Source organism: Sulfurimonas sp. CVO (genome assembly GCF_009883775.1).
Classification (GTDB): domain Bacteria; phylum Campylobacterota; class Campylobacteria; order Campylobacterales; family Sulfurimonadaceae; genus Sulfurimonas; species Sulfurimonas xiamenensis.
The window spans coordinates 1,326,062-1,352,985 of record NZ_CP033720.1 but is presented as its reverse complement, the minus strand read 5'-3'; the positions used below and the strand labels follow the sequence as shown (position 1 = coordinate 1,352,985).

Below are 26,924 nucleotides of genomic sequence, written 5' to 3'. Positions count from 1 at the left end.
TAAGAAGTTTTAAAACTTTTTATAAAAAGGATGTTTTTATGGCAAGATTAGTTGTTCTTGGTGGAGGTATTTCTGGTCATACGGCTGCGACTTTCGCAGCAAAATGGTTAGGATCATCTCATGAAGTAGTTGTTGTTACTCCAAATTCAAAATGGAATTGGATTCCTTCAAATATTTGGGTAGGTGTTGGTGAAATGAAAAAAGAGGAGGTCACTTTTGAATTGGCTCCTATTTATGCAAAAGCCGGTATTAATTATAAACAAGCAAAGGCCGTCTCTATTAATCCAGAGGGTGATGAATCAAATAACAAGCCTTTTGTTACTATTGAGTATACGCTTGATGGGCGTGAAGGTGAAGTTGAGAATGTAGAGTATGATTATTTGATCAATGCTACAGGTCCAAAGCTCAATTTTGGTGCAACTCCGGGGCTTGGAGATGCTAACGGGTTGGGTGAATTTACCGTCTCTGTTTGTACAGCGGATCATGCAACACATGCAAATGAAGAGTTTCAAAAATGCATAGAGAAGATGAAAAAAGGTGAGCGTCAAAAGTTTTTAATCGGTACCGGACATGGTCTGTGTACTTGCCAAGGTGCTGCATTTGAATATATTTTTAATATTGAACATGAGTTAAATAAAGCCGGTGTTCGTGATATGGCTGATTTAACATGGATTTCAAATGAATCATTCCTTGGTGATTTCGGTGTCGGCGGATTACATATGAAGAGTATGGGATATGCAGTTAGTTCAAAAATTTTCGCTGAGTCACTTTTTACAGAGAGAAATATTGATTGGCTAATTGGTGCTCATGTAAATAAGGTGGAAAAAGGAAAAGTACACTATGAGCTGCTTGACGGTTCTATGGGAGAAGAGGAGTTTGACTTTTCAATGTTGATTCCTCCGTTTGCGGGTGTTGGTCTTAAAGCTTACGGCAAAGACGGTTCAGATATTACAAATACAGTTTTTGCTCCAAACGGTTTTATGAAAGTTGATGCTAATTATAATGCAGGTGCTTATGAAAACTGGAAAGCAAGTGATTGGCCGAAAACCTACCAAAATCCTACATATAACAATATGTTTGCCTGCGGTATAGCATTTGCGCCTCCGCACCCTATCTCTAAACCTATGAGTTCTCCAAATGGAACACCTATTAATCCTACACCTCCTCGTACGGGTATGCCATCTGGTATTATAGGCAAAGCAGTGGCGCGCAGTATCTGCGATAAAATATTAAAAGGTGAAAATGCACCTTTACATGAGATTTCTATGGCTCATATGGGTGCTGCTTGTGTCGCATCTGCAGGAAAAGGTCTTTTTGACGGAACTGCTGCTGCAATGACAATTTATCCTGTTGTTCCTGATTTTGAAAAATATCCGGGAACTGGTCGTGATACGGATTATACTTTTGGCGAGATTGGTCTTGCTGGTCACTGGATTAAACATATCCTTCATCATGTGTTTATTTGGAAGGCTAAGTTAAAAACCGGCTGGACGATGATCCCAGAATAAAAATTAAGATAGATATCAAAGGAGATAAAATGCAAAAAAAAGCAGAACACAATATTAAAGCGTATGACAAAAATTTTACAACTATGACTCCCGGTCCGTTTGCCGTCAAGTTAAGAACATGTAAAATTTGGCAATTGATAAGATTTATTGTTATAAATCTAAAAATGTTAGTGGTAGTAAACAAAAGCCACTAAATTTATAATTTTTAAGACCTTAGAATATAAATCTAAGGTCTTTATTTATTAAAACAAATTACTACTATTATTTTTTAGCAAGGCATATTTATGATTAAAGAGATAATTACTTACCCAACTCCGCCGAGTGTTCAATACGCAACGGATGTTAGAGTTTTTAATGAAGAGATTTTTTCTTTAATCGAGGATATAAAAGATACAATTGAGGCAAACTCTTTAGAGGCTCTTGCCGCTTTTCAAATAGGCAGTTATTATAATATAGTAGTTGTTAAAAAAAGTAATGAGAAAGATTTTTTAGAGTTAATAAATCCAAGAATAATAAGCAATAACGGCAAAGTAACTACTACAGAAACAACAGCTTATTTTCCGGGATTAAGTGCAGAAGTTACAAGATATGAAAAGATAAGCATTGTATATCAAGATAGAGAGGGGAAGCAGCACTCTTTAAAAGCTGAGGGGGATCTTAGTATTTTGCTTCAAAGAAAGATTGATTATACTTTTGGTTCAAGTTTTTTAAATAAACTCTCAAAAGATGAAAAAAAAGTATTTCAAAAAAAGCTAGAATTTGGAAGTGATATCGCTATCTCAGAGAGTTGCCCGACAACATTTAAGAGAGATTTTATAATTAAGATTATAAATATAGTAATGATTGCAATGGCAGTTTTGCTTACTGGTTCATTGTTTGTAGACGAGGAAATTTCTCAACAACTTTGGCAATATCAGACTTATCTCTTTTCTAGTGCGATAGTGCTTAATGTAATATATTTTTTCTATGCCCAATATGAAGGTAGAAAATTCACATCTTGTACTAGCTGCCAAATAGGAAATATAATCGGAACTACCGTGATATCTTTAATTAAGCTCTTTGTAATTATACTATTGTCTTATTTTATAATGTAAAGAAAGTAATAGTTTATGAAAAAAAAAGTACCGATTCTTATAAAAAATAGAGATATTTTTATATCTTCAAAAGAGAGTATTCTGCATCAATGGGCGTCATATATTTCTGTCAAAAAAATATTAAAAATTCATGATATAGAAGTAGAACAGTTTGTAAATGATTATGGCAAAGGCGTATTTGACTATTTTATGGGTGTAATATCCAGTGAATTTGAGATAGGTGATTGTCCTACGATGCATAACTTTTTAGATTTTTTAAAAGATAAAGATGTCAGAGCAGATGAGCTTTTTGATATATGCAGCCATTTTAGAAAATCAATGATTGATTTTTCATATGATTCTAATTTAAATTCAAAAATGCTCTTTGATGAAATATCTTTTATGTTCGATGAAAATTTTAAAGGGGTTTTAAAATATTACACAGATACAGTTTTTCAAAAAGAGCAAGAGATAGATCGGCATGTTAAACTTTTAAGTGAATATCAAAAAGCATTAGATGAGAGTGCTATTATTTCAAAAACGGATAAAGATGGCAATATAACTTATGTAAATGATAAATTTGTCCAACTAAGCGGATATAGCGCACAGGAGCTTATCGGCAGTAAATATAGTATTTTCAAACATGAAGATATGCCCCAAGAGTATTTTGAAGATTTATGGTTTCAGTTAGAAAATGCGGGTATTTTTAGAGGAACTATTAAAAATAATAAAAAAAACGGAGACTATTTTTATGTAGATGTAACAATTGTAAAAATAGTGGATGCCTATGATGATTCTGTTGAGTATATATCTATTGCGAACGATGTAACAAAACTAATCGATGCAAGACTTGAAGCTCAAAGAGCTTCTCAAGCAAAAGAGTATTTTTTATCCAATATGTCACATGAGATAAGAACACCGCTTAATGCAATTTTAGGTTTTGTAAATCTTTTAATAGAACAAGATACTTCAAAACAGCATAGAAAATATTTGGAAATTATTTTAAACAGCGGAGAAAATTTACTTAGCATTATTAATGATATTTTAGATTTTTCAAAACTTAGAAGCGGCGAGTTTACTATTGAACCAAAAGTATTTTCAATTCATAATGAAATCAGCCATACATTAGAACTTTTTGTAGCCTCTGCAAATTCTAAAGATATTACTATTACATCTTTTATAGATCCAAATATACCCAAAGAGTTATATGCCGATTCACTAAGAATTAAACAAATTTTATCTAATTTTTTAAGCAATGCTATAAAATTTACTCCGGTAGGGGGTTACATAAATATTGAAGCTACATGTAAAGATAAGATATTAAAAGTAAGTGTTAGCGACAATGGAATCGGCATAAATAAAGATGATATCAATCATATCTTTTCAGCTTTTACTCAAGCCGGACAGGGAGAGATAGAAAAGTTGCATGGAACCGGATTGGGATTGTCTATTTGTCATCAGCTCTCAGAGCATATGGGGGGAAGTGTTCATGTAAAATCCGAAATAGGACACGGGAGTACATTTTGGGTTGAGATTCCTGTTGAAATTCATAATAATGAGTGCCAAATTTTCACTGATATGCATGAATTGAAAAAATTAAAAACAGTGTTTTATTCAAAAAATGCTATAAAAAATTATAAAATAGATTCATTTTTTAAATATGCTAAAGTATTTAATCTTGATATAGATATTGTTGATAATCTTGACACAGAGTATGATATAGCAATACTTTTGGATGAGCATATCGATGATAAACTAAAAAAAACTATGCTAAACTCAGATAAAAAATTTATAATTCTTGAAAGCAGACCAAGTGATAAATATGAAAAATATGCACATATAATATGCGTGTGTTTTCCTCTTTATTGTTCAAAAATCAAAGCTGCTTTTAATGAATTGCTTAATCCATATTTACTATATTCTCCTCATAAAAATAGCAATAACTTAAATTTCCAAGGACATATTTTAATAGCCGAAGACAATGAAGCAAATCAGGAATTAATTAAAATTCTCTTAAACAAATATGGACTTACTTATGATTTGGCAACTAATGGCTTAGAGGCAGTAAATCTTTACAAAAAAAATAATTATGATCTTATTTTAATGGATGAACAGATGCCGGTGATGGATGGCAATAAAGCTGTTCAAGAGATTATAAAATATGAAAAAGAGAAGGGGCTTAGACACACGCCTGTATCTGCTTTAACGGCAAATGTTATTAAAGGGGCAAAAGAGCGTGGCTTATTGAGTGGGTTTGATTCATTTTTAGGAAAACCTATTGTGATGAAGGATCTAGAGAGAGTATTTTTTAATTATCTAAAAGTCACTAAAGAAGATGACACTAATTTAAAACAATCTGCTATAAACAGTAAGATAGAAGGATTAAATTATGAAAAATTGAGTCAAGAGCTTATGCTAAATGATGATGAATTAATTATGCTGGTAGAGCTTTTTTTAAAAAAAATGTCAAAGCAAATTCCTGAATTAGAAGCAGCAATTAAATCAAAAGATTATAAAAAGATAGCTCTTATTGCTCATAGTATAAAAGGTTCAAGTGGCAATTTTAGGCTTGAAGAGATACAGGAGCAGAGCGAGAAAATAGAAAAAATGGCTAAAGCTAAAGATAAAAAATATGATTATGAAAGTGCATTTGAAAAAATAAAAAGCAGATTAGCGAAAATAAAAATATTTTAATTATTTTTCAATATAGTAACCAATTCCAGAGGCATTTTTTATAATGTCTGTCGGAAGTTTGTTTCTAAGCCGCCAAACAAGTGTTCTGATACTGTTTTCTGTTGCTCCGCGTTCTTTCCAAACATAATCAATAGCTTGGTCAAAACTAATAATATGTCCAATTTTTGCAACAAGAAGTCTTAGTATTGCACTCTCTTTTTTTGTAAGTTTGATTTTTTCATTATTGTAAAATATATGATTTTTAGAAATATCTATAGAGTAACCGTTTCCAAAATTAACAATAGGTTTATCTGATTCTCTTTTTGAGTAGAGCAGTTTTTCTATGTTTTGTTCATTTATTTTATTGGCATCAATCTCTTCAAATCTTTTGTTTTCCATATTAAATTTAAAAATTGCCATCTGTATTGTTGCATGGAGAGAAGATGGATCAAAAGGTTTTACTATATAGCCATAAGGCTCCGTTTTAATTGCTTCAGATATTATCTCATCATCGCTGTAAGATGTCAAATATATAAAAGGAATTGTGTAAGACTCTTTTATTGTTTTAGCAAGTCTAATTCCATCATCACCCTCTTGAAGAGAGATATCAATAATAATTACATCAGGCTTATATTTGTCTATCTTTTCTTTTGCTTGAACTGCATCACTACACACTGCAATAACATCATAGTCATGTTTCAATAAAGATAATTTCAGATTCAGTGCTGTAATTTCATCATCTTCAACAATAATAATAGAATTTCTTTTCATATTTGATCCATAATGTTTAAATGTAATTATTTTATAAAAGTATTATAGTATAAATTTCTGAAAGTTAGTAGAAAATGTGATGATTTTGTTATTATTTTATATAAAAATGATTTTTTAAATAAATAATTTTTGTTTATATTGTTACAAAACAAGGAACACTCCTATGCAGAGTACCAAAAAAGGAGATAATACTTGAAGTATCTTGATAATAATTGAATTGTTTTTTGCTATATGAGAACTTTTGATGGCTAAAGCTCCTGTGAGCGATATAGTAAGCCCCATTCCTATACTCATGGCTATGGTTGCCAAAATACCGGTTACAAGATGTCCCATCATTAAAGAGAAAAAAAGAACAGTCATAACTCCGGGGCAGGGAACTATGCCGACTGAGAGCGCTACAATATATGACTTTTTATCTTTTGTTTTTTCTATTTTTTCATAAGTATTCCACTCTTTTTTTAATTCATAGATTAAATAAAGTCCGACAAAAATAATAAATATTCCGGAAACTTTATACATAATATCCACACTTTGGTTGAATGTTCTAGAAAAGAGACCATCTACCAAATAGTAGATTAAAAATGTTAGGATTAAAGCTGATAAAGCATGAATTGTTGAAACAAGATAGCCCATTTTAAAAGCGCTTATAAGCCTTCTGCCTTGAGATAAAAAATATGAAGCTACTATTGCTTTGCCATGACCAGGTCCGGCCGCATGAACTATGCCATAAACAAAAGCAATAGCTATAATGGTGAGTGAGCCATAAATACCTGCTTCATCTACCTGTTTAAAAGAGGATGCTATATTTGTATTTAATATTTTTTGATAACTATTTATCTCATAAATAAATTTTCCCCAAATTTCACTCATTTAATTCCTCTCCATTTGACAATCAACATATCTGCGATATAGTAATCTTTGTCTTCTAGTTTAGAATCTACAGAAGAAAGATCTATATTTTCATGGTTAATTTTTATTTTTATATCTTCGCTAAGATGAAAAGAAGTTAGATTTTCTTCATCAAAACAGCCTATCTTAAGCTCTTTTATTGATAAATCTATATTCGTTGAAATACTGAATTTATATACAAGTTTAGCCCCTTCTATATAGGCTGTGAAATTTTGCGGCTCTGAAAATTTTAATTTTTTGTTTTTTTGATGCGGGGAGATATAGTAGTTGAACTCTTTTAAGTTGTCAAATGATTCTTGTTTTAAAAAAGCTATCTCTTCTTTCTCTAGTTTATTATTTCTGTTTTGATCAAAATCCATCAGTAAAAGATTTGAAGTCATCTCATCAAAATACCAATACACATCCATATCTGAACTATTTTGGTTTATGACTATATCAAATTTAACATCTACAAATACATGAGGATGGCTAAATAATAGAGTATATAAAAATGATAAAATAACTATATACTTCATAACAGCCTTTATTTTTTTTGTTTTAAATGCTAACTAAAAAAAACTTATATTTTGATAATAATAATCGATTGTAACAAGTGATGTTCATATAGATATATTTTAGTTACCATATAGCTAGCATGAAAAATAAAAGCTTTGAAGATGCCTAAAATAAGACTTTTGAAGTGAGTGGCTCCGGATACTGGATTCGAACCAGTGACCAAGTGATTAACAGTCACCTACTCTACCGCTGAGCTAATCCGGAATATTTGATAGGTCGAAATTATACTTAATGAGTTTTAAAAAGTCAAGATTTTTTTATGCTACTTTGCGCGTTTTCGCTTTTCGTTTTCATTTAGGATAAAAAATTCCAAATTTCCCACTTTTTTAGTAACTATTTTTGAGCAAGAGATGAGATTTTCAAGTCGCTTTTTGCTATTTTGGTCAAAGAGCAGGTTGATGTCATCTATGGTTAGCGGTCTTTTGTCGAGCGTATTTAAAATCTCTTCATCACTATAGCTAGAGTTGTTTGGTTCTGCGTGAGTTCTTGAAGCTATATGGATAGGAAGAGAACTGTCAAAGAGCAGGGATGCATCATGAAGCTCTTTGTAGCTAAGTCCGCTTACAGGATAGGCAGGCGGTCTGTCAATTGTGCCTAAATCAATTCTGCTCACATCAAGTTTCAGTAGAACTTCGTTTAGTTTTTTTATCTCATCTTGTGTGTCGTTTAGACCGTGAACAAAGAGTATTTCTATGAAGAGTTTTCCTTTGAAAGCCTTGGAGAAATCTATCACTTTTTGAACGATATCTTTTATCTCTATGCCTGCATGCGGTCTGTCTATTCTCTTAAAAACATTTTTACTTACTGCATCAAGAGAGAGTTTAACTTGGTCAAGTTTTAGAAGTGAATTGAAAATTTTATCATCAACAAGTGTTGCGCTGTTTGTTAGGATAAGCGTTTGTGCATTGCCTTTGATTTTGTTTATTTCATCAATAAGTTCATCGAGATAAGGGTAGAGAGTCGGTTCACCGTTTGCAGTTATGGTTATGACATCTATTTTGTCGTTTAGATGCTCTTTTAACTCGTTAATTATCGTAGAGACTTCTACTACTTTTTTTTGTACATCGGTTGTTGCACTTGGAGCTAGTTCGCAATAGAGACAGTCAAAATTGCACTGTTTTAGAGCGGGGGAGAGATCTATACCCAAAGAAGAACCAAATCTTCTTGAGTTTATGGGACCAAAAATAGTCTTCACTTATTTTTTACTGACTCTGTGACATTCAGCTATGAAATGTTTTGCATTCTCAACAGGAACATCGGGAAGGATGCCGTGACCTAGGTTGAAGATATGTCTTTTTCCGCCCATGATGTTTTGCAGCGCTTCTACGCACTCGGTCGTTGCCTCTTTTGAATAGAGCCTGCATGGCTCCATGTTTCCTTGAAGAACATATTTCTCACCCAATTTTTCTTTTGCCAAAGCCATAGGAGTTGACCAGTCAACGCCAAATACTTCAAACTCTCCATATACTTTATCCAAAAATGCAGGAATACCTTTAGGGAACATGATAATTGGGATATGAGGATATTTTGCTTTTAAATAGTCTGCAATTTCTACCATATATTTCCAAGAAAATTCATCATATTTAGAAGGCTCAATTGCAGCTGCCCATGAGTCAAAGATTTGAACTACATCTATGCCCGATTCGATCTGTTTTTCCATGTAAAATTTTACAACTTCAGTTACTTTTGCTAAGATTTTATGCAAAAGTTCAGGATTTGAGTACATCATTTTTTTACAGATATTGTAAGTTTTTGTACCTTCTCCCTCTATCATATATGTTGCCAGAGTCCAAGGAGCACCCGTAAAACCGATAAGGGCTTTGTCATCTGCTAATTCTTCTCTTATAAGTTTAATAGTGTCGTAAACATAAGTCAGTTTAGATGCAGCTTCTTTGCCGCCGATAAGTCTATTTAAGTCAGCTTCATTTTTAATAGGATTATGAAATTTTGGTCCCTCGCCTTTTATGAACTCCAAATCCATTCCCATCTCATTTGGAACAACCAATATATCACTAAAAAGAATAGCGGCATCAACACCGACAATATCAACTGGTTGAAGTGTTACTTCGCAAGCTTTTTTTGGATCATGACAAAGATTTAAAAAGTTTCCTGCTTCTGCGCGCACTTTCATATATTCTGGAAGATAACGGCCTGCTTGTCTCATCATCCAAACCGGAGTGTACGGAGTCTCTTTTCCAAAACATGCGTCTACAAATATTTTACTCATTTTAATCCTTGATATTATTTTATTTTTAGTGACTTTTTCCGACTTTGCTTAAAAAGTAAAGACCTACCGCAACCGCTGTTATTGAAAGAGCCAGGTAGAGCAGATCCAGCGCACCGCTATATGTAGTATGCCCGACTTTTTGAAAAAATCCGACAACTAAAACCATAACAATAACTTTGGATATTTTATCTTTTAATTGATCCAGAGAGTGAACTGCTAAAAGTTGATTCTCTTCTCCATGCTCATCTTTTGCAGGATCTATATCTGAGATAAAAAGTTCATATAGACCAAAAGAGAAAATTATCATTACAACACCAATAAGATAAAGATCTACTGCACCGATAATGCCGCCTACAACTTCTTCATGGAAATGTTCCGGATGAGCATGCGTTATATATGTGTTTATAACATAAGCTGCTGTTTCGTAAATGTCAAAACTAGCAACCAAAAAGAGTAAAACAGCACCGACAAGACCAAAGACTACAGCAAGAATTATGATAAATCTTGAACCCCATAGACTTTTTTCAAACATTTTTTCCAGCATTGTCTACTTTTCCTCTTCCATCTCTATCCATTTTTGAGCTATTCTTACTGCATTTGTAGCAGCACCAACTCTTAAATTGTCAGCAACAATAAAAAGATGAAGCATATTTTTAGAAAAATTGTCATTTCTAATGCGGCCTACAAAAGTTTCATTTTTTTCTAAACAAATTGCAGGCATAGGGTATAGAGACTCTGAAGGATTGTCTAAAATAACAATATTTGGAGCTTTTCTTAAAAGCTCTCTTGCCTCATCTGCTTTAACTTCATTCGCAAAAGTAATAGTAAGAGCTTCTGCATGACCGCGAAGAGTCGGGACACGAACGCAGGTAGCACTTAGAGGAATCTGTTTATGCATGATTTTGGTTGTTTCATTTACCATTTTCATCTCCTCTTTTGTATACCCGTTTTCCATAAAAACATCTATTTGAGGAATAACATTTAAAGCTATTTGGTGTTTAAATGCTTTATGCTCGCTTTGATCTAATTTAAAAGCAAAAAAGTCATGCATTTGCGTAACTAACTCTTCCATTGCACTTTTTCCGGCTCCTGAGGTTGCCTGATATGTGCTTACATCAATTCTTTTAATATCATAAGCTTCATCAAGAGGTTTGAGTGTTTGAACCATTTGAATGGTAGAGCAGTTAGGGTTTGCAATAACTCCGGTTTTCTCCCATTTTGAAATATCTTCAGGATTTACTTCAGGAACAACAAGCGGAGTATTTTGATCCATTCTGAAATGTGAAGTATTGTCAATTACAACTGCTCCGGCTTTTACAGCGGCAGGAGCAAACTGGGCGCTTACACTTCCTCCTGCACTAAAAAGTGCTATTTCTACCTCTTCTTCTTCAAAAATAGTATCAGTCAACTCTTTTATAATTATACTTTTACCGGCAAATTCTATCTTTGTTCCTGCACTTCTAGCACTAGCAAGTGGAACAAGTTTGTTAATTGGAAAATTAACTTCATTTAAAATTGCCAATATCTCTTCCCCAACTGCTCCGTTTGCACCAACAACTGCCACATTATATTTTTTTGACATTCCTACTCCTATAGTTCATAAATTTTTATTTTTTTAAATTTGTTTTACCCATATTAAGGGGAAGATTCTAAAGTTTTTGATAACAGTAACTAAAGTATTTATATTAAAAGATTCTTTCATATTGTTATAATCTTTAACTATTTGTAGTTTTTTACTAAAAAATTTTAGATTTTTGACATATAAACAGCCATCTTTTTAAGCAGCAACTATAACAAAATTATCATTAAAATCGACTTTGAATTAAATTGCAAAATTTGTAAAAATATATAGAGTTCACTTGCATTTAATGCAGGTGAACTTGCAAATAAATATTGTTATAACTCTTCTGTATCAAACAAAGAGTCATCATCATCCTCTTCTTCAATAGGCTGTTTTGGACAACGAGAAACGCTTGCTACATCATCGCCTTTGACAATATAGACACCACTTGTATTTCTGCTTGATTTTGAGATAGTTTGCATATCAACTCTTATCATTTTACCGGCTTTTGTAAGTGCCATCATGTCCATTCGTTCATCAACCATTAAACATCCTACTACATATTTACCGGTTTTTGCAGTAATTTTCATAGCGATTACACCTGAACCGCCGCGATTTGTTAAACGGTATTCACCGGCTTCTGTTCGTTTGCCGATGCCCTTTTCGCTTACTATTAAAATCTCTTCTTCATCACTTGAAATAATATTTGCATCTACAACTTCATCATCAGCATGTTTAAATTTAATGCCTCTAACACCTCTTGTATTTCTGCCTTGATCGCGTGTTTTGTTTATATCAAACTTAATACATTGTGCAAGTTTTGTTACGATAAAGAGATATTTAATGCTTTGATCTGCAATTTTAGCAGTAATAATAGAATCATCATCATCTAGACTGATAGCTTTTACGCCGTTGCTTCTGATATTTGAAAATTCACTTAAGTTTGTTCTTTTTACAATACCTTTTTTTGTAAAAAATACCAAAGATTTCTCTTCGCTAAAGTCTGTTGTAGGATTTATGGATTGAATCTGTTCATCAGCTACTAGATTAAGCAGATTTACAACAGCTTTTCCTTTTGCCGTTCTGCTTCCTTCAGGAATTTTATAAACTTTTAGCCAGTGCAGTTGTCCGCGGTCAGTCACAAAAAGAAGCGTATCATGTGTATTACATGTAAAGAATCTCTCTATAAAATCGTCTTCATAAGTAGTGACTGCAGTTTTGCCTTTTCCGCCTCTTTTTTGTTTTTCGTACTGCGCCAAAGGAACTCTTTTAATGTAGCCTCTATGCGTAATAGTAACAACCATTGGCTCGTTTGGAATCAGATCTTCAATATCTATGTCATCATAATCATCTTCAATATCAGTTCGTCTTTCATCCGTATAGATAGTTAGAATTTCGTCAAACTCTTGATCTATGATTCCATGTAGTACCTCTTCGCTTTTTAAAATCGACTCTAAATATTCAATAAGTTCAATAAGTTCACGAAGTTCGTTTTCGATTTTTTCACGCTCTAGGCCTGTTAGTTTGCCAAGACGCATATCAACGATACTTTGAGCCTGAATAGTCGTAAAATCAAATTCTGAGACTAAATTATCTCTGGCATCTTCAATGTTTTTACTTGATTTAATAACTCTAATAATCTCATCAATAATATCAAGCGCTTTTTTAAGTCCTTCTAAAATGTGAGCTCTTGCTTTTGCTTTTTCAAGATCAAAAATAGTGCGGCGGATAATAATAGTTTTACGATGATTAATAAAATGTTTTAAGATATCTATAATTCCGAAAATTCTTGGCTCTTGGTTTAGGATAGAGAGCATAATGATACCAAAAGTAGTCTGCATGCTTGTCTGCTTGAAAAGATTGTTTAAAACTATTTCGCTCATTGCATCTTTTTTAAGCTCTATTACTACGCGTATACCTTCACGGTCAGACTCATCACGAATCTCTGATACACCCTCGATCATCTTATCTTTTACAAGATTTGCTATACTTTCTATAAGGCGTGCTTTGTTCACCTGATAAGGAAGTTCATCAATGACGATAACATCTCTGTTTCCTTTTTTTTCAATATGAGTTTTAGCACGAACTTTTATGCGTCCGCGTCCAGTCTCATAAGCGTCCATAATTCCTTTTTTTCCAAATATTGTTCCGCCTGTTGGAAAATCAGGAGCTTTTATATACCTCATTAATTCAGCAAGTTCAATTTTAGGGTTTGCCAAAAGTGCTTTTAGCCCGTTCATAATCTCTTTTGGATTATGTGGAGGGATATTTGTTGCCATACCGACTGCAATGCCCGAAGAGCCGTTTATAAGAATATTTGGTACGCGTGTAGGCATAACATCAGGCTCTTTTGTCGTTCCGTCGTAGTTGTCTATCATGTTTACCGTGTTTTTTTCTAAATCTTTAAGAAGTTCACCGGCATATTTTGTCATTCTCGCTTCAGTATAACGCATAGCAGCGGCACTGTCGCCGTCAACTGAACCAAAGTTTCCTTGACCGTCTACAAGTTCCATTCTCATAGAAAAATCTTGCGCCATGCGAACTAAAGCATCGTAGACAGCTGTATCCCCATGTGGATGGTATTGACCGATAACATCACCGACAATACGCGCGGATTTTTTAAACTTTGCTCCGTGAGAGAGATTTAGTTTGTCCATAGCATATAGAATTCTTCTATGAACAGGTTTTAGTCCATCACGAACATCAGGAAGTGCACGACCTACAATTACACTCATAGAGTAATCAAGATAGCTGTTTTGAAGAGACTCTTCAATGTTTATAGTTTGTATATTATCGTTAGTTAGCAAATCGCTCATATAAAACACCTAGTTTAAAAATAAAATCTTTTTATAATATCTTATTGTCCCTTAAGAAATTAGAAAATAGCGGTAAAAGTTCTTAAACAAAGGCTTTTTGTGAAAAAGAAGAACATTTGAATTTTTTCTTTAGGAGCTTGTTTTTTCACTCTTTTTTATAGGAAAAAGTAATTCCCAAGGTCGTTTAAGAGACTCAGTTGCTAAGAGTTTTAAAAATGAAAAAACGCTTCCAAAATAGGCGTCTCTTGATTTTAAAGATATTTTGAGCGCTAAAATAAAACTGACACTAAGATTTACAAAACCTATCATAAAAACAAAAACAAAAGCAATAAAAAAGTCTTTTAAAGAGAGTAGAAAATCTGCACTACAGTATCCAAGATTTGCAGTAGAGAAAGCAACATGTCTTATCTCTAAAGGAAGATTGAAAAGATATCCTAAAAACGGAGTAATGCCTAAAAGAATACCAAAGAAAAAATTTCCTGCCATTGCCCCATGGTTTTCATATAAATACTCAGCTGTTTTTTCTCTTAAATTTGGCGAAAGATATTTTTTAAAAAAAGGGTGGTAAAAATATCTCTCCTTAAGATTGAGATAGTTTGCTCTATTGTCAAAGTATCCGGCAATAAGTCCTGAACAAAAAAGCCAAATTCCTGCTATGGCTGCATAAAAAAGGGCAGAGTAAGATTTTATGCCTTCTAGATAGTACATTTTCTCTTCTACTGAGAGTATTTTAAAATCATTGGAAAAGAAGAAAAAACTAATTACAAAAGCAACGCTAAGCGCCAGTATAACATTCCCCATAACTGCTGCAAATTGGGAACGGCTTACTTGAAAAATAAGTTCAACGAGTTTGAGTTGGTTGGCTTTGTTGTTTTGCTCTTTTTCGATAGCTTTTGCAAATGTAGAAGCTGTCATAGCGGGCTGTTTTGTTGCAATGGTAAAACCCAGCATATGAATAAGCACAAATCCTAATCCATAATTTAAACTTGAGAGAAAAGTTTGAGAAAACAGAGAGAGATCTAGCTGATAAATATTTATCTTTAAAAGTGCCATAATAGCTATAATAATTCCTGCGCCGGCGGCAGAGAAAAACATTTTAAGATACTCATTTTTATCACTTGTTATATAGTGTTCTCCATGTTCACTGGCATTATTTGTGATGCTTTTTGCAAGTATTTTAATGTTTTGATTATAAAAGTAATAAATAGAGTTTTTTTTACTATTGTATTGAACTGATTCTTTAAATAATTCTATAAGAGAGTTGTAAAATTCAGGGGTATCAAATTTTTTGATAAGCTCAAGAATATCTTCTACTCTTTGGATTATCTGTTCTAATCTCTCAAGTTCATAAGTTAAAGCTACGGAAATACCTTTGTTTATTGATTTTTTCTTTAAAAATGAGACTTGATCATGACACTGTTCTAATATAACTTTAGTATGTTGAAAATCTAGTTCAGTTGAATTAATATCTATTTTTGCTTTTTGAATCACTGTGATAAAGCTGCTTATACTTCTATGGAGCTCTATAAATGCAGAATCTTTATTGAGCAAAGAGCTGTCTATTCTGATAAAGTTTTCATCAAACTCTTCAGAAGCTATCCAGATAGATAAGATTTCGACAGCATATAGAAGCTCGTCAAAAAGATAATCTTTTGTTGTTTGAGAATACTCATTATTATATAAAATTGTGGAAAAAAACTCTATCCAGATTTCATTTTCAATTGCATTGACCCATATATGATCATTGTTTTTGTAAAAAAGTGTTGCAAAGAGGTATTTAAAATCCCCTTCTTTTGGGGGCGAAGGCAGAAATTTATTATAAAAACGCTTATTAAGTTCATGTAAAAATCCATCTCTGGACAAAATGCCTAAGTTTGAGATATTTGTTGAAATTCTAGATTTTATCAGCCATCTGTTTACGCAAGCAGATAAATCATCAGCTGTTTTAGTGTTATTATTTAAGTAATTAACAATTTGATGGATTTTTTTAATGGAGTTATCAATATCATTTACATCAGCAGGTCTTATAAAATCAATAATATATGTCAATTTTTCAATAATAGACAAATCACTGCTTTTTAAATTTTTAACTAAAGAATCAAGCATACTTTCCATTAAACATCCCTCTAAAAAGCTATAATAGTCTTCATTATAAAATAAAAAAAGATAATTCTATATTAAAATTAGTAAAATGTTGTTTTGATTAAAAATTAATCAACAAATTGATTATTTAATTTTTTATAGGTGTATAATTTTAAAACTTTAACTATAAAGGATAAAAAATGAAGAGATACATTTTTATGTTATTGATGCTCCCCTCATTGACATTTGCAGATGAGTTGTTAAGTAGCGGAGATACTGCTTGGATGCTTGTTGCTACTGCTTTTGTAATGCTTATGACTCCGGCTGGATTGGCACTTTTTTACGGCGGTTTGACTCGTTCTAAAAATGTGCTTAATACTATAAGCATGAGTTTGGGTGCTTATGCTGTTGGAACATTGGTATGGATTTTAGTCGGTTACTCCATTGCTTTTGGAGAAGGTGATATCATTGGCAGCGGCAAGGTGCTTTTATCCGGGATTACTTCTGATACATTAAGCGGAACTATTCCTGAACTTCTTTTTGTGGCTTTTCAAGGAACTTTTGCGGCGATTGCAGTTGCAATTGCAAGCGGTTCTATGATAGAGAGAGTAAAGTTTTCTACTTATATTTTATTTGCAGCCTTATGGATAATTGTTGTTTACGCACCGATTACTCACTGGGCATGGGGTGGAGGAGAAACTCTGCATTTTAATGAAATGGATTTTGCGGGGGGAACGGTTGTTCATCTTAATGCAGGTGTCGCAGGTTTGGTAGTAGCTTTGATACTTGGACGAAGAAAAGATTACGGTAAAGTTGCTATAAAACCTTTTTCTCCGATTTTAGTATCTCTTGGTGCGGCACTGCTCTGGTTTGGATGGTTTGGTTTTAATGCAGGATCTCAGTTGGCTGCAGACGGTATTGCCGCATCCGCATTTTTGGTCACAAATGTTGCTGCATCACTCGGTGTTATAGGCTGGGTTATAACTGAGTGGCTGATTTATAAAAAAGCTACCATAGTTGGAGGTGCATCAGGTGCTGTTGCAGGTTTGGTTGCAATTACTCCCGCTTCTGGAAGTGCCGGTGTAGAAGGTGCTATTATCATCGGCTTAGTGGGTGGTATTGTTGGCTTTTTTGGCGTTACAAAACTTAAAAATATGTTTAAAGTTGATGATGCGCTGGATGCTTTTTGGATTCATGGTTTAGTCGGTATCTGGGGGTCAGTTGCTACAGCACTGTTTATAGCATCTTATGCAATGCCTGCTGAGTATAATATGGCTTCACAGCTAGTAAATCAGCTAAAAGCTATCTCTTTGACAATAGTTTATAGTGCTGCTGCAACAGCAGTCGTTTATTTTGTCTCTTCAAAGCTGACAGGAGGTGGCAGAGTTGATGAAGAGAGCGAAAGCATAGGGCTTGATGAAACTCTTCATGGAGAGAAGGCGTTAAATATTTGATGTCTAACATTAAAATGAGCTCATCCATTTTAATGACAGGGACAATTTGTCCCTACAACATCCTAAAGCTACGAAAAAACGGAGTTTTTAGAGAATTACAAAAAATGTAAAATTGGATTTTTGTTGATTAAAACCATAAAAATGGTTACAATTTTAAACTTAATTTGGAGATATTGTTATGAAAAAAATAGAAGCGGTTATAAAGCCATTTAAATTAGAAGATGTAAAAGATGCTTTGGCTGAAATTGGGGTTACAGGTATGACTGTAAGTGAAGTAAAAGGTTATGGTCGCCAAAAGGGGCATAGCGAACTTTATCGCGGTGCCGAATATGTTGTGGATTTTCTTCCGAAAATAAAGATGGAGATGGTAGTCGAAGATGATAGTGTTGAAGAGGTGACAAATACTATCGTAGAGGCTGCTAGAACTGGAAAAATAGGTGATGGAAAAATCTTTGTAACAGATATTGAAAAAATAATTCGTATTCGTACGGGTGAAACAGACAGCGAAGCTATATAACTAACCTAATCCTGTTAGAGCGGATTTTATCCATTTTAAGGATAGAAGTTAAACATCTCTAGCAACTTTTTGTCTGAAAAAAATTGATTAAAAATTAATCAATGAAAAAATAATAAACGCTGTTTCTAAGCTATAATTTTTTTTAAATTTTAAAGGATATTATATGCTAGAGACAGATTTTAAATATATTCTCGATACTTTCTTTACCCTTTTTACAATGACACTAATTATTTTTATGGTTCCTGGTTTTGCTATGCTTGAAGCAGGTTTGGTTCGTACTAAAAATGTTTCAGCAGTTCTTACGACAAATGTGATGATTTATGCGGTTGCTTCTTTGGCTTTTTTACTTGTTGGTTATAAACTTGCTTTTGGAAATTGGGATAGTGTTTCAAGCAGTATATGGGCTGTTTTTATGTTTCAGATGGCTTTTGTGGGTAAAACAGTAAATATTATGAGCGGCGGCGTTAGTGAACGCGTACGCATAATTCCTTTAGCCATTTTTACGGTTGTAATGGGCGCTGTTATATATCCTCTTGTAGTAAACATCAGCTGGGGTGCGGATGTAATTGCCGGAACTATATTTGATATCGATATATATGATTTGGCCGGCTCAACGGTTATCCATTCAACTGGAGGATGGGCTCTTTTAGCAGCGTTATTTATTGTGGGTCCTAGAAAGGGTCGTTATATTGATGGAAAAATAAGAGTTATTCCTGCTTCAAATATTCCGCTTGTTGTGCTTGGGGCTCTTTTGCTTTGGATCGGATGGTTTGGATTTAACGGCGGGAGTATCGGTTCAATCTCTAGTGTAGAAAATGCAAATAGTGTTGCAAAAACAATTATGAATACAAATACCGCCGGTCTTGCAGGCGCTATAATTGTTGGAATTATAATGTATATCAAATATAAACTTTTTGATATTACTATGATTTTAAACGGAGCTTTAGGGGGGTTGGTTGCCATAACTGCTGCTCCAAATCTTTATGATATGTATACACCTATTTTGATAGGTTTTGTAGGTGGCGCTTTAGTAGTTTTTGCAGTGGCGGTATTTGATAAATTTAAATTAGATGATCCTGTAGGAGCTCTCTCTGTACATTTGGTAAATGGTATATGGGGAACTTTGGCTGTTGGAATTTTTGTAGATAATGTTTCTTTTATTTCTCAGCTCAAAGGAGTAATTGTTGTTGGAATTTTTACATTTTCACTCTCTTTCGCAGTTATATACATCATAAATAGGTTATTTAAATTTAGAGCAAACGATGAAGCGCAGCTTATAGGTATGGATATAAATGAGTGCGGTGTTGAATCTTATCCGGAGTTTAAAAGAGCTATATAAAACTTTAAAAATATTTTAATAAAATAGTAATAGATTTTCTGTTACTATTTCTTTTATGATTAGATGCAGCAGTTCATTTTTTATATCTCTTTTTATTCATGTTATTTTATTTTTAACACTTTTTTTTACATGGGAAACTTATAATAAAGTTGAAAAAATAGAGCATAACAGAGTTTGTTTAAGACTTTGTAACATGGAGCTAGGTAAAAGAGTGCCTCAACAGCAAGAGTTGAAAAAAATTGAAAAAGTACAAAAAATTGAAGAGCCAAAGAAAATTGAAAAACCGAAGAAAATAGAAAAAAAAGTAGAAAAACCAAAAAAGATAGAAAAAAAAGTTGAAAAACCAAAAAAAGAGATACCAAAAGAGGTAAAAGTAGCAGATGTAAAACCTGTTGCTGAGCCGGTCAAAGAAGAAAAAGAAATCACTCAGGAAGTTACCCAAGAAGTCACACAAGAAGTTGTTGCAGAAGAACAAGTTGCTCAAAAAGAAGTGTTTGAATCAAAGCAGGGAGATGGACAACTGCAGCAAAAAGAGTTGACAGAAAAGTATATAAAAGTAAATATACAAAAAATAGCACAATTATTAAAAGAAAATCTTTACTATCCGGCAAGTGCAAGAAGAAGAGGCACTACGGGCTTGGTTGTTGTTAAATTTACACTAGATACAAATGCTGTTGTCCATAATATTGAAGTTGTTGAGTCAAGTAGCGATGTTCTTAGTAAAGCCGCAATAGAAACTATTAAACAACTCTCAGAAAAATTTCCAAAACCGAGTGAAGAAGTTATTTTAAATATTCCTATAAACTATCATTTAAATTAATAACTTTTTATGATACAACTATATTTTTACCTCTGTTTTTAGCTTCATAGAGTTTTTGATCAGCTTTATTTATGGTCTCTTCAATTGTATCATTATAGTTATGCAGTGCTATTCCGAAGCTGCATGTAACACTTGGAATGTTTGCAAATCTATGATGTTCTATGGCATATCTTAATTTTTCTGCTAGTTTTAATACATTTTCAATTGATTTAGCATAAAGAATTATAATAAATTCTTCACCGCCCCATCTTATTAAAACATCATCTTTTCTAATCAAACGATTTAAAAGTTTAACTAAAGTTTTTAAAACTTCATCACCGGTGTTATGTCCATAGTTGTCATTTATTTTTTTAAAATAATCAATATCCAGTAGTATAACACCTGTTTTTCCATTTAGTTTTTCATTGTTTTTAATTATATTTTCAATTGAAGAATCAAAATATGTTCTATTATAAGCTTTTGTAAGCTGATCTCTAGTAGCTTTTTTCTCTAGTTGAAGTTTTTCAAACATTGTGTCGCTGATATCACTGAAATTAATTATATAGATTTGTGGATCAAAGTTGTTGATAGAGACTGAAAAAGCATGAGGATTGTTGTTTTTGCTTGACATTGAGACGATTCTCTCTCTTCCCGGAAGATTTAGCATACTTTTTACCCAGTCTTTCTCTTTTGGAGAGATTTTTTCTAGATGAAAAAAAGTGTCATCTTTTATAAACATATCACAGATACAGTTATGATTATTATTGAACTCTTTTAGATTTTTATATCCAAAAAAATCAAAAAACTTTTTATTTGCGAAAATAATTTTTTTTGTATCTGTCAAAATAACTATACTGTCTTGTATGTCAATAAATTTTCTAAGTTTGTCTATACTGTTTTTCTGATGCGTGATATCTGTAATAATACCCTCTACTATTTCCATTCCTTCATCATTTTTACCTTTTTTGCCACTTTCTCGAACCCATACAACATCACCGATTGAGTTTAAAATTCTATACTCTATAGAGTAGTCACGATTTTTAATCAAAGCTTTTTTGATCTCTTTATAGACATTTTCTCTGTCTTGAGGATGTATGATACTTCTATAGCTTCTAACTTTGTTTAGTATAAAGCTTTGTGCTTTGTACCCGGTGATTTTATAAATAGCATTATTTACAAAAAGTATAGTCATAGCGTCATCAGTTTTAGATCTAAATAAAATATCGGGAATATGATTTGCTATTGATTCTAATTCATTTTTTATAAAATTAATTTTGTTTTCATATTCAATAATGCTTGTAACATCATGTATCGTTCCGATGGTGTAAATATAAGCACCCTTTTGGTCATATATATGATGTCCTGTTTGATTTACATAAGCGATTGATTTATCAGATTTTATAATTCTATGTTGGATTTGATAAGTCTCTTTTAATTTTATTGATTTTTTAAAAATTTCATCTACTTTAATTTTATCTTTTGGGTAAATAAATTCAAGAAAAGTTTCATATGTCAACTCAAAAGATTGCGGCTTAAATCCAAAAATTTTATAAACTTCATCACTCCACTCTATTTTATTGGTTTTTGCATTTAATTCCCAAGAACCTAATTTTGCAATATCTTGTATATTATTGAGTGTTTTGTTTTTTTTCTTTAACTCTTGATTCTTTTTTTCAACTCTATAGTATGCATATATCAAAAGCGCTAGGAACATTATGATAATTATGTTTATAAATATATTTTTTTTATGGTGATATTCAAGAGATATATTAGGGCGTGTAATAACAATATTGCCCACATATTGTCTTGAATGAGTGTTATAGACTGGAATAAAAGTTGTTATATAAATAGTATTATTATAGTTTGTAGAAAAATTAAATATGGAACCTTTGTTTATATTATTGCCAAGATAGGGATATGAATCGGTAAAAGTTTTGATAAGCGCACTCTCTTTATTTGAGATACTCTTTTCATAAAAATAGTCTTTATGTATTTTACTTTGAGCATAGTTTTTTTTCTCATCTTCGAAAACTTTTTTTTGAACTATATTTTTCTTAATAATAAATTCCACATCAGAAATAGTTTCATTTTTTATATGTTGAATGATTTCATGCATTGAAACAGAAATTTCAACACTTCCGTAGTGTCTATTTTCTTCAATAATAGGATATATAAAACGGTATCCGTTGTAAATTCTTCCCTCTTCAAAGCTAGATACAGGCACTTTATGTTTATTGACATAAGCAACGGTATCTCTTATACCGGTTAAATTGTCTCCATATCTGTTTGGTCTGTGAAATCGTAAAAAACTTTCATTGTCTGGAAGATGAAAGTGAAGTTGTTTGATTTTAAAAAGCTTCATAGAGTTGTATGTATCAGATAATGAAGAGTAGAGCTCTTCTCTTGCACTGTTTTTTTTATCTATTTCTGTGCTATTTGCTTTTTTCATTAAATCAAGAATATCTTTGGTGTTGATTTTAGTTATAAAAAAAATCTCTGAATGTATTTTGTAAGATTTTTTAATTGTATTATAGGTAATAGAGAGCAGATCTTTTTCTTGATTTAAAATTTCTTGTTCATGGTTTTTATATTGATAGTTTGAGATAAAAAGTGCAACAGCACTTAGAGAGATAAAAATAAGGACATACTTTATAATATTTTTTTTATGCATTAAAAACAATTCTTTTTTATTCTAAAATTTATTAATATTTTGATTATATCATTTTTAATGGATTGTAATGTAAATTAAAATTGCCAATTGAAGTTTAAAGTGGCATAATATAGTGATATAGAATTAGAAGATAAAAAGTGGTGACCCCGAGGAGAATCGAACTCCTGTAACATGGATGAAAACCATGGATCCTGACCGCTAGACGACGGGGCCAAATTTTATTTTTCTCTGCGTCAAATTTAATTTTTCATTCGTCATGTACCATATGTACATTTTCTTATTAAAAAAATCAAATTTTCCTTGATAAAAGAAAAATTAATGTCTATATAAATGGTGTCCTGTGATGGATTCGAACCATCGGCCACATCATTAAAAGTGACGTGCTCTACCAGCTGAGCTAACAAGACAGATACAAACTTATTGTTTGTGGACGCGAATTATAGGGAAATAGAGCTTGTATGTCAAGTAAAAATTTAAAAAATATAAAAATTTTACATTTTTTTAGTTAAAATACATAAGAATGAATAATATTAGTTTAGAATACTCCTTCTTGATTTTACTGTTATTTCCGGCACTTTACTGTATATACAGATGCAAAGAGCATAAGAAACCAAACTATTTTGTGCATCTGCATTTTTTATCTGCAAAAAAGAGTTTTTTAAAGGCTGAGCAGCTTTTGAAGATTTTTATATTTTTGTTGCTTTTTACTGCGCTTGCTTCTCCAATAGCTGTAGATAAAATAAATCCGCTCAATAGGCACGGAAAAGATATACTTTTGGCAATAGATGCAAGCGGTTCCATGAACGCATCAGGGTTTGATATGGAGGATGAAGTAAGCAGAGGGAAGCGGCTCTCAAGACTTGAGATTGCAAAGGTAATTGCTTCAGATTTTATATATAAAAGAGAGAGTGATAATGTTGGTGTTGTTGCATTTGGCGATTTTGCTTTTATCGCTTCTCCTATTACATATGAGAAAGAGATAGTTGTTGAAATGCTTAGTTATCTTTCACATGGCATGGCAGGACAAAACACGGCAATAGGCGATGCAATAGCGATGGGTGTGCGCGCATTTGAACACTCACGCGCAAAATCAAAGATCCTAATTCTTTTAACAGACGGAGAACATAACAGCGGTGAGATCTCTCCAAAAGAGGCTGCAAAACTAGCGCAGGATGCAGATATAAAGATATATACGATTGGCATGGGCAGCAAAGGTGAAGCCGATGAGGCGCTCTTGCAAAAGATAGCGAAGGAGAGCGGGGGAGTTTTCTTTAGTGCATACTCGGCAAAAGAGCTAAAGAGCATTTATGAAGAGATTGATGCAATGGAGTCTTCAAAGATAAAAAGCAGAGAGTATCTTCTAAAAGATTTTTATTACTGGATGTTGCTTCTTTTTGCTTTAGGTATTTTGCTTTACCTACTTTATACAGAGGCAAAAAAATGACTCTTTTATATCCTCAATATCTGTGGCTTTTGCTTCTGATTTTGCCATTTTTTATGAAAAAAGATTTTAGAGAGTTTCGCATAACATTTTATGGATATATTTTAACATTTATGTTTATTGTGATAGCGCTTTCAAGACCGGTTATCGAACAAGAACCCATAGAATCCAAACAGATGCTAAGCGATATTATTATCGGCGTGGACCTCTCTTTTTCGATGCAGGGAGAAGATCTGAAACCTACAAGACTTCTCTATGCAAAAGAGAAGCTAAAAGAGATGGTTCAAGTAGAAGATAAAAGTCGTTTTGGGGTGTTGGGATTTACTACAAATGCGATAATACTCTCTCCAATGACCGAAGACAAAGAGCTTTTGATGCATCTATTTGGTTCTCTTGATGAGAAGTTTGTTATAACCAAAGGCAGCACTATTATCTCCGCGCTGCAACTTGCTAGAAAAATGTCAAAAGCAAAAAAAATCACGGTTGTACTCTTTAGCGACGGAGGAGACGAGCTTAGTTATGAAGCCGAAGCAAATTTTGCAAAAGAGAATAATATGATTGTAAATATTTTTATGACGGCTTCCAAGATGGGTTCTACTCTTAAACTTGAAAACGGCGAACTTTTAAAAGATGAACTCGGAGATATTGTTATAAGCAGAGAAAACAGTATGATTCAAGAGATTTCAGATGCTACTAAGGGGGTCTATACAAAAGATCTGGACACGCTTCTTGATGCACTTGATGCACAAAAGAGTAAAGATAAAGAGAGTAAAACAACTATTATGAGAAATTTGGAGCTTTTTTATTACTTTATCGCATTGGCAATTGTCACTTTTTTAGTAAGTGTTACAACACTTAAGAAATTTATTGTGGCTTTTTTACTTCTCTTTGGGGTACATCTGAATGCAAGCCAAAATATGGAGTTTTTCAATAAGGCGACAGAGTTTTACAGAAGCGGCGAGTATGAAAAGGCATTGCAAAATTTTGAGGTTGTAAAATCGGGTGATAGTGAGACAAAATCCATTATTTTTTACAATATAGGGAATACACTTGTAAGACTTAAGCGGTTTGAAAAAGCAAGAGAGGCGTATATAAAATCTTTAACGCTTATGTACTCAAAAGAGGCGGATGAAAATTTGGAGTATATTCGAGATGTTGGCGAGAACAAAGAGATGAGCACAGGACAGCAGCAAGCAAAAAAAAGATCGGCTTTGGCAAAAAAAGAGCAGAGTAAGAAAAATAAAAAAGAGGGCGGCGGTTCCAATATGCAGGTGAGTGCGGCTGCAAGCAGCGGAGCTGATGATAGCGGAAAAGAGGTAAAATCCCAAAATACAATAAACTTGGCCCGCGGCAAAGCAAAGCTGAGTTCAAAACAGTATGAGCTTATAAACAAAAGGAGTGTAGATGAGAAAAAACCTTGGTAACATTTTTCTATTATTCTTTTTATTTTTTTATACAGAAGTTTTTGCTTCAACATATACATGGAGTGCAACAATAAGTAAGAAAACAGCTTATTTACATGAGCCTGTTTATATTAGATATGTTTGTACATTTAGTGATGCTTCAGAGCTTTACACCATAGATTTTAACCCTGCAAAAGAGTATGAAAAATATACGGTAAAAAATTTACGCCAGAGCGAAAGCATTATCGAAGGAAAAAGGGTAAACAGTTATGAGTTTGTAGTCTATCCTAAAGAGACGGGAGAGATTATCATTGAGTTTGATGCTCTTATGAAAAAGACGACAAAAGAGTCAATTGAAAATACCGTAATCGGCAGAGATAATGTTCAAAAAGAGGACTTTTTTGTAAAGAAGTTTAAACAAAAAAGTTTTAAAATTGATGTAAAAGAGACAAATAGCACTTTAGTGGGGGATTTTGCTTTAAAAGTAAAAACAAACAAACCTGAAGTCAAGGCTTATGAGCCTTATCATATGCAGATTATTATTGATGGAGTAGGTAATTTTGAAGCTATAAAACCAATCGAATTTACTATAGAGGGTGTTAAAATTTTTGCAGCAGAGCCTACGCAGAGACAAACACTGCATGAAGATGGTCTGCATGGAGAGTGGAGTCAAAAATTTGCGTTTGTCTCAGAGAAAGATTTTATAATTCCAAAAACAGAGATTGAGTATTTTAATCTTAAAGAGCAGAAGATAAAGAGTCTGGCTGCTGATAATATAGAGATAAGTGTTGCAAAAGGATTTAGTAAAGAGGAACTTCTTGATAAGGAAGAAAAAGAGAAATTTGTTTTTAATTACGACTATCTTTATTTCTCTCTCTTTTTTATTACAGGATTTTTTGTGGGAAAAATAAAAATAAAAAAAAGAGCTTCTAAAGAGAGTGAAGATAAGAGATTTTTACAAAAAATAGATGAAGCAAAATCAATGGATGAATTGATGGTACTTTTGGTTTTACAAAACGCTAAAAAATATGAGAAGACTATTTCAGATATAGAAGCAAAAAAAATTGTTTCGTTAAAGAATGCAAAGAGGTTAATATTGGATTAAATCTTTTTTAACTAGAATTG

General features: G+C 32.7%; 21 protein-coding genes and 3 tRNA genes. 11 read left to right on the top strand and 13 right to left on the bottom strand.

What is annotated here, in order from left to right:
* The first annotated feature begins 38 nt into the window (after positions 1–38).
* The 4 genes from CVO_RS06785 (at position 39) to CVO_RS06775 (ending at position 5,275) form a co-directional block, all read left to right on the top strand.
* The gene (locus CVO_RS06785; protein ID WP_152298968.1) at positions 39–1,508 is read left to right on the top strand and encodes an NAD(P)/FAD-dependent oxidoreductase; all 1,470 of its coding nucleotides are present in this window, start codon (positions 39–41) and stop codon (positions 1,506–1,508) included.
* Between the two features lie 29 nt (positions 1,509–1,537).
* Entirely contained in the window at positions 1,538–1,702 is a 165-nt protein-coding gene (locus CVO_RS09825; RefSeq protein WP_188093741.1) for a hypothetical protein, read from the top strand.
* Positions 1,703–1,792: 90 nt separating this feature from the next.
* Positions 1,793–2,602, top strand: coding sequence for a peptide deformylase (locus CVO_RS06780; protein WP_159571088.1), 810 nt, complete (start codon positions 1,793–1,795; stop codon positions 2,600–2,602).
* Positions 2,603–2,617: 15 nt separating this feature from the next.
* The gene (locus CVO_RS06775) at positions 2,618–5,275 is read left to right on the top strand and encodes a PAS domain-containing hybrid sensor histidine kinase/response regulator (protein ID WP_188093742.1); all 2,658 of its coding nucleotides are present in this window, start codon (positions 2,618–2,620) and stop codon (positions 5,273–5,275) included.
* Here the strand turns inward: CVO_RS06775 and CVO_RS06770 are convergent, their stop codons facing one another.
* The 10 genes from CVO_RS06770 to CVO_RS06725 all read right to left on the bottom strand — a co-directional run bounded on the left by CVO_RS06770 (position 5,276) and on the right by CVO_RS06725 (position 16,208).
* Positions 5,276–6,025: a response regulator transcription factor gene (locus CVO_RS06770; RefSeq protein WP_152298970.1), complete on the bottom strand. Its 750-nt coding sequence runs from the start codon at positions 6,023–6,025 to the stop codon at positions 5,276–5,278.
* A 141-nt stretch (positions 6,026–6,166) separates the two neighbouring features.
* Complete coding sequence (locus tag CVO_RS06765; RefSeq protein ID WP_152298971.1) at positions 6,167–6,895, bottom strand: nickel/cobalt transporter; 729 nt, start codon at positions 6,893–6,895, stop codon at positions 6,167–6,169.
* Positions 6,892–7,449 (bottom strand): DUF1007 family protein, encoded by a 558-nt coding sequence (locus CVO_RS06760; protein ID WP_152298972.1) that lies wholly within the window; start codon positions 7,447–7,449, stop codon positions 6,892–6,894. The genes CVO_RS06765 and CVO_RS06760 overlap by 4 nt, the downstream gene beginning before the upstream one ends.
* Positions 7,450–7,618: 169 nt before the next feature.
* Positions 7,619–7,693: transfer RNA gene (locus CVO_RS06755), tRNA-Asn, on the bottom strand.
* A gap of 58 nt (positions 7,694–7,751) precedes the next feature.
* Positions 7,752–8,684 carry a radical SAM protein gene (locus CVO_RS06750; RefSeq protein ID WP_159571085.1) on the bottom strand — a complete coding sequence of 311 codons (933 nt, stop codon included), beginning with the start codon at positions 8,682–8,684 and terminating at the stop codon, positions 7,752–7,754.
* Complete coding sequence (gene hemE / locus CVO_RS06745; protein WP_152298974.1) at positions 8,685–9,716, bottom strand: uroporphyrinogen decarboxylase; 1,032 nt, start codon at positions 9,714–9,716, stop codon at positions 8,685–8,687.
* Positions 9,717–9,741: 25 nt separating this feature from the next.
* Positions 9,742–10,260: a YqhA family protein gene (locus CVO_RS06740; RefSeq protein WP_188093743.1), complete on the bottom strand. Its 519-nt coding sequence runs from the start codon at positions 10,258–10,260 to the stop codon at positions 9,742–9,744.
* A 3-nt stretch (positions 10,261–10,263) separates the two neighbouring features.
* On the bottom strand, positions 10,264–11,298 hold the full coding sequence (locus CVO_RS06735; protein WP_152298975.1) for an aspartate-semialdehyde dehydrogenase: 1,035 nt from the start codon (positions 11,296–11,298) through the stop codon (positions 10,264–10,266).
* 314 nt (positions 11,299–11,612) lie between these two features.
* On the bottom strand, positions 11,613–14,093 hold the full coding sequence (gyrA, locus tag CVO_RS06730) for a DNA gyrase subunit A (RefSeq protein ID WP_152298976.1): 2,481 nt from the start codon (positions 14,091–14,093) through the stop codon (positions 11,613–11,615).
* Between the two features lie 129 nt (positions 14,094–14,222).
* Positions 14,223–16,208, bottom strand: a complete 1,986-nt coding sequence (locus CVO_RS06725) for a transporter-like protein (protein WP_159571082.1) — start codon at positions 16,206–16,208, stop codon at positions 14,223–14,225.
* Between the two features lie 167 nt (positions 16,209–16,375).
* On the opposite strand from CVO_RS06725, the gene CVO_RS06720 reads away from it, so the two are divergent.
* The 4 genes from CVO_RS06720 (at position 16,376) to CVO_RS06705 (ending at position 20,305) form a co-directional block, all read left to right on the top strand.
* The gene (locus CVO_RS06720; RefSeq protein WP_159571078.1) at positions 16,376–17,629 is read left to right on the top strand and encodes an ammonium transporter; all 1,254 of its coding nucleotides are present in this window, start codon (positions 16,376–16,378) and stop codon (positions 17,627–17,629) included.
* Positions 17,630–17,807: 178 nt separating this feature from the next.
* Positions 17,808–18,146: a P-II family nitrogen regulator gene (locus tag CVO_RS06715; protein WP_152298979.1), complete on the top strand. Its 339-nt coding sequence runs from the start codon at positions 17,808–17,810 to the stop codon at positions 18,144–18,146.
* Between the two features lie 163 nt (positions 18,147–18,309).
* Entirely contained in the window at positions 18,310–19,485 is a 1,176-nt protein-coding gene (locus tag CVO_RS06710; RefSeq protein ID WP_152298980.1) for an ammonium transporter, read from the top strand.
* 55 nt (positions 19,486–19,540) lie between these two features.
* Entirely contained in the window at positions 19,541–20,305 is a 765-nt protein-coding gene (locus CVO_RS06705; protein WP_159571075.1) for an energy transducer TonB, read from the top strand.
* A 7-nt stretch (positions 20,306–20,312) separates the two neighbouring features.
* On the opposite strand, the gene CVO_RS06700 is transcribed toward CVO_RS06705, so the two are convergent.
* The 3 genes from CVO_RS06700 to CVO_RS06690 form a co-directional block, all read right to left on the bottom strand.
* On the bottom strand, positions 20,313–22,955 hold the full coding sequence (locus CVO_RS06700; RefSeq protein ID WP_159571072.1) for a diguanylate cyclase: 2,643 nt from the start codon (positions 22,953–22,955) through the stop codon (positions 20,313–20,315).
* Between the two features lie 138 nt (positions 22,956–23,093).
* A tRNA-Glu gene (locus CVO_RS06695) sits at positions 23,094–23,168 on the bottom strand.
* A gap of 118 nt (positions 23,169–23,286) precedes the next feature.
* Positions 23,287–23,362: transfer RNA gene (locus CVO_RS06690), tRNA-Lys, on the bottom strand.
* A 113-nt stretch (positions 23,363–23,475) separates the two neighbouring features.
* Here CVO_RS06690 and CVO_RS06685 point away from each other — a divergent pair.
* The 3 genes from CVO_RS06685 to CVO_RS06675 are packed head-to-tail and all read left to right on the top strand — an operon-like array spanning position 23,476 to position 26,904.
* Entirely contained in the window at positions 23,476–24,399 is a 924-nt protein-coding gene (locus tag CVO_RS06685) for a VWA domain-containing protein (RefSeq protein WP_159571069.1), read from the top strand.
* Entirely contained in the window at positions 24,396–25,820 is a 1,425-nt protein-coding gene (locus tag CVO_RS06680; protein WP_152298984.1) for a VWA domain-containing protein, read from the top strand. The genes CVO_RS06685 and CVO_RS06680 overlap by 4 nt, the downstream gene beginning before the upstream one ends.
* The gene (locus CVO_RS06675; RefSeq protein WP_159571066.1) at positions 25,801–26,904 is read left to right on the top strand and encodes a BatD family protein; all 1,104 of its coding nucleotides are present in this window, start codon (positions 25,801–25,803) and stop codon (positions 26,902–26,904) included. Before CVO_RS06680 ends, CVO_RS06675 begins: the two co-directional genes overlap by 20 nt.
* Positions 26,905–26,924: the final 20 nt, after the last annotated feature.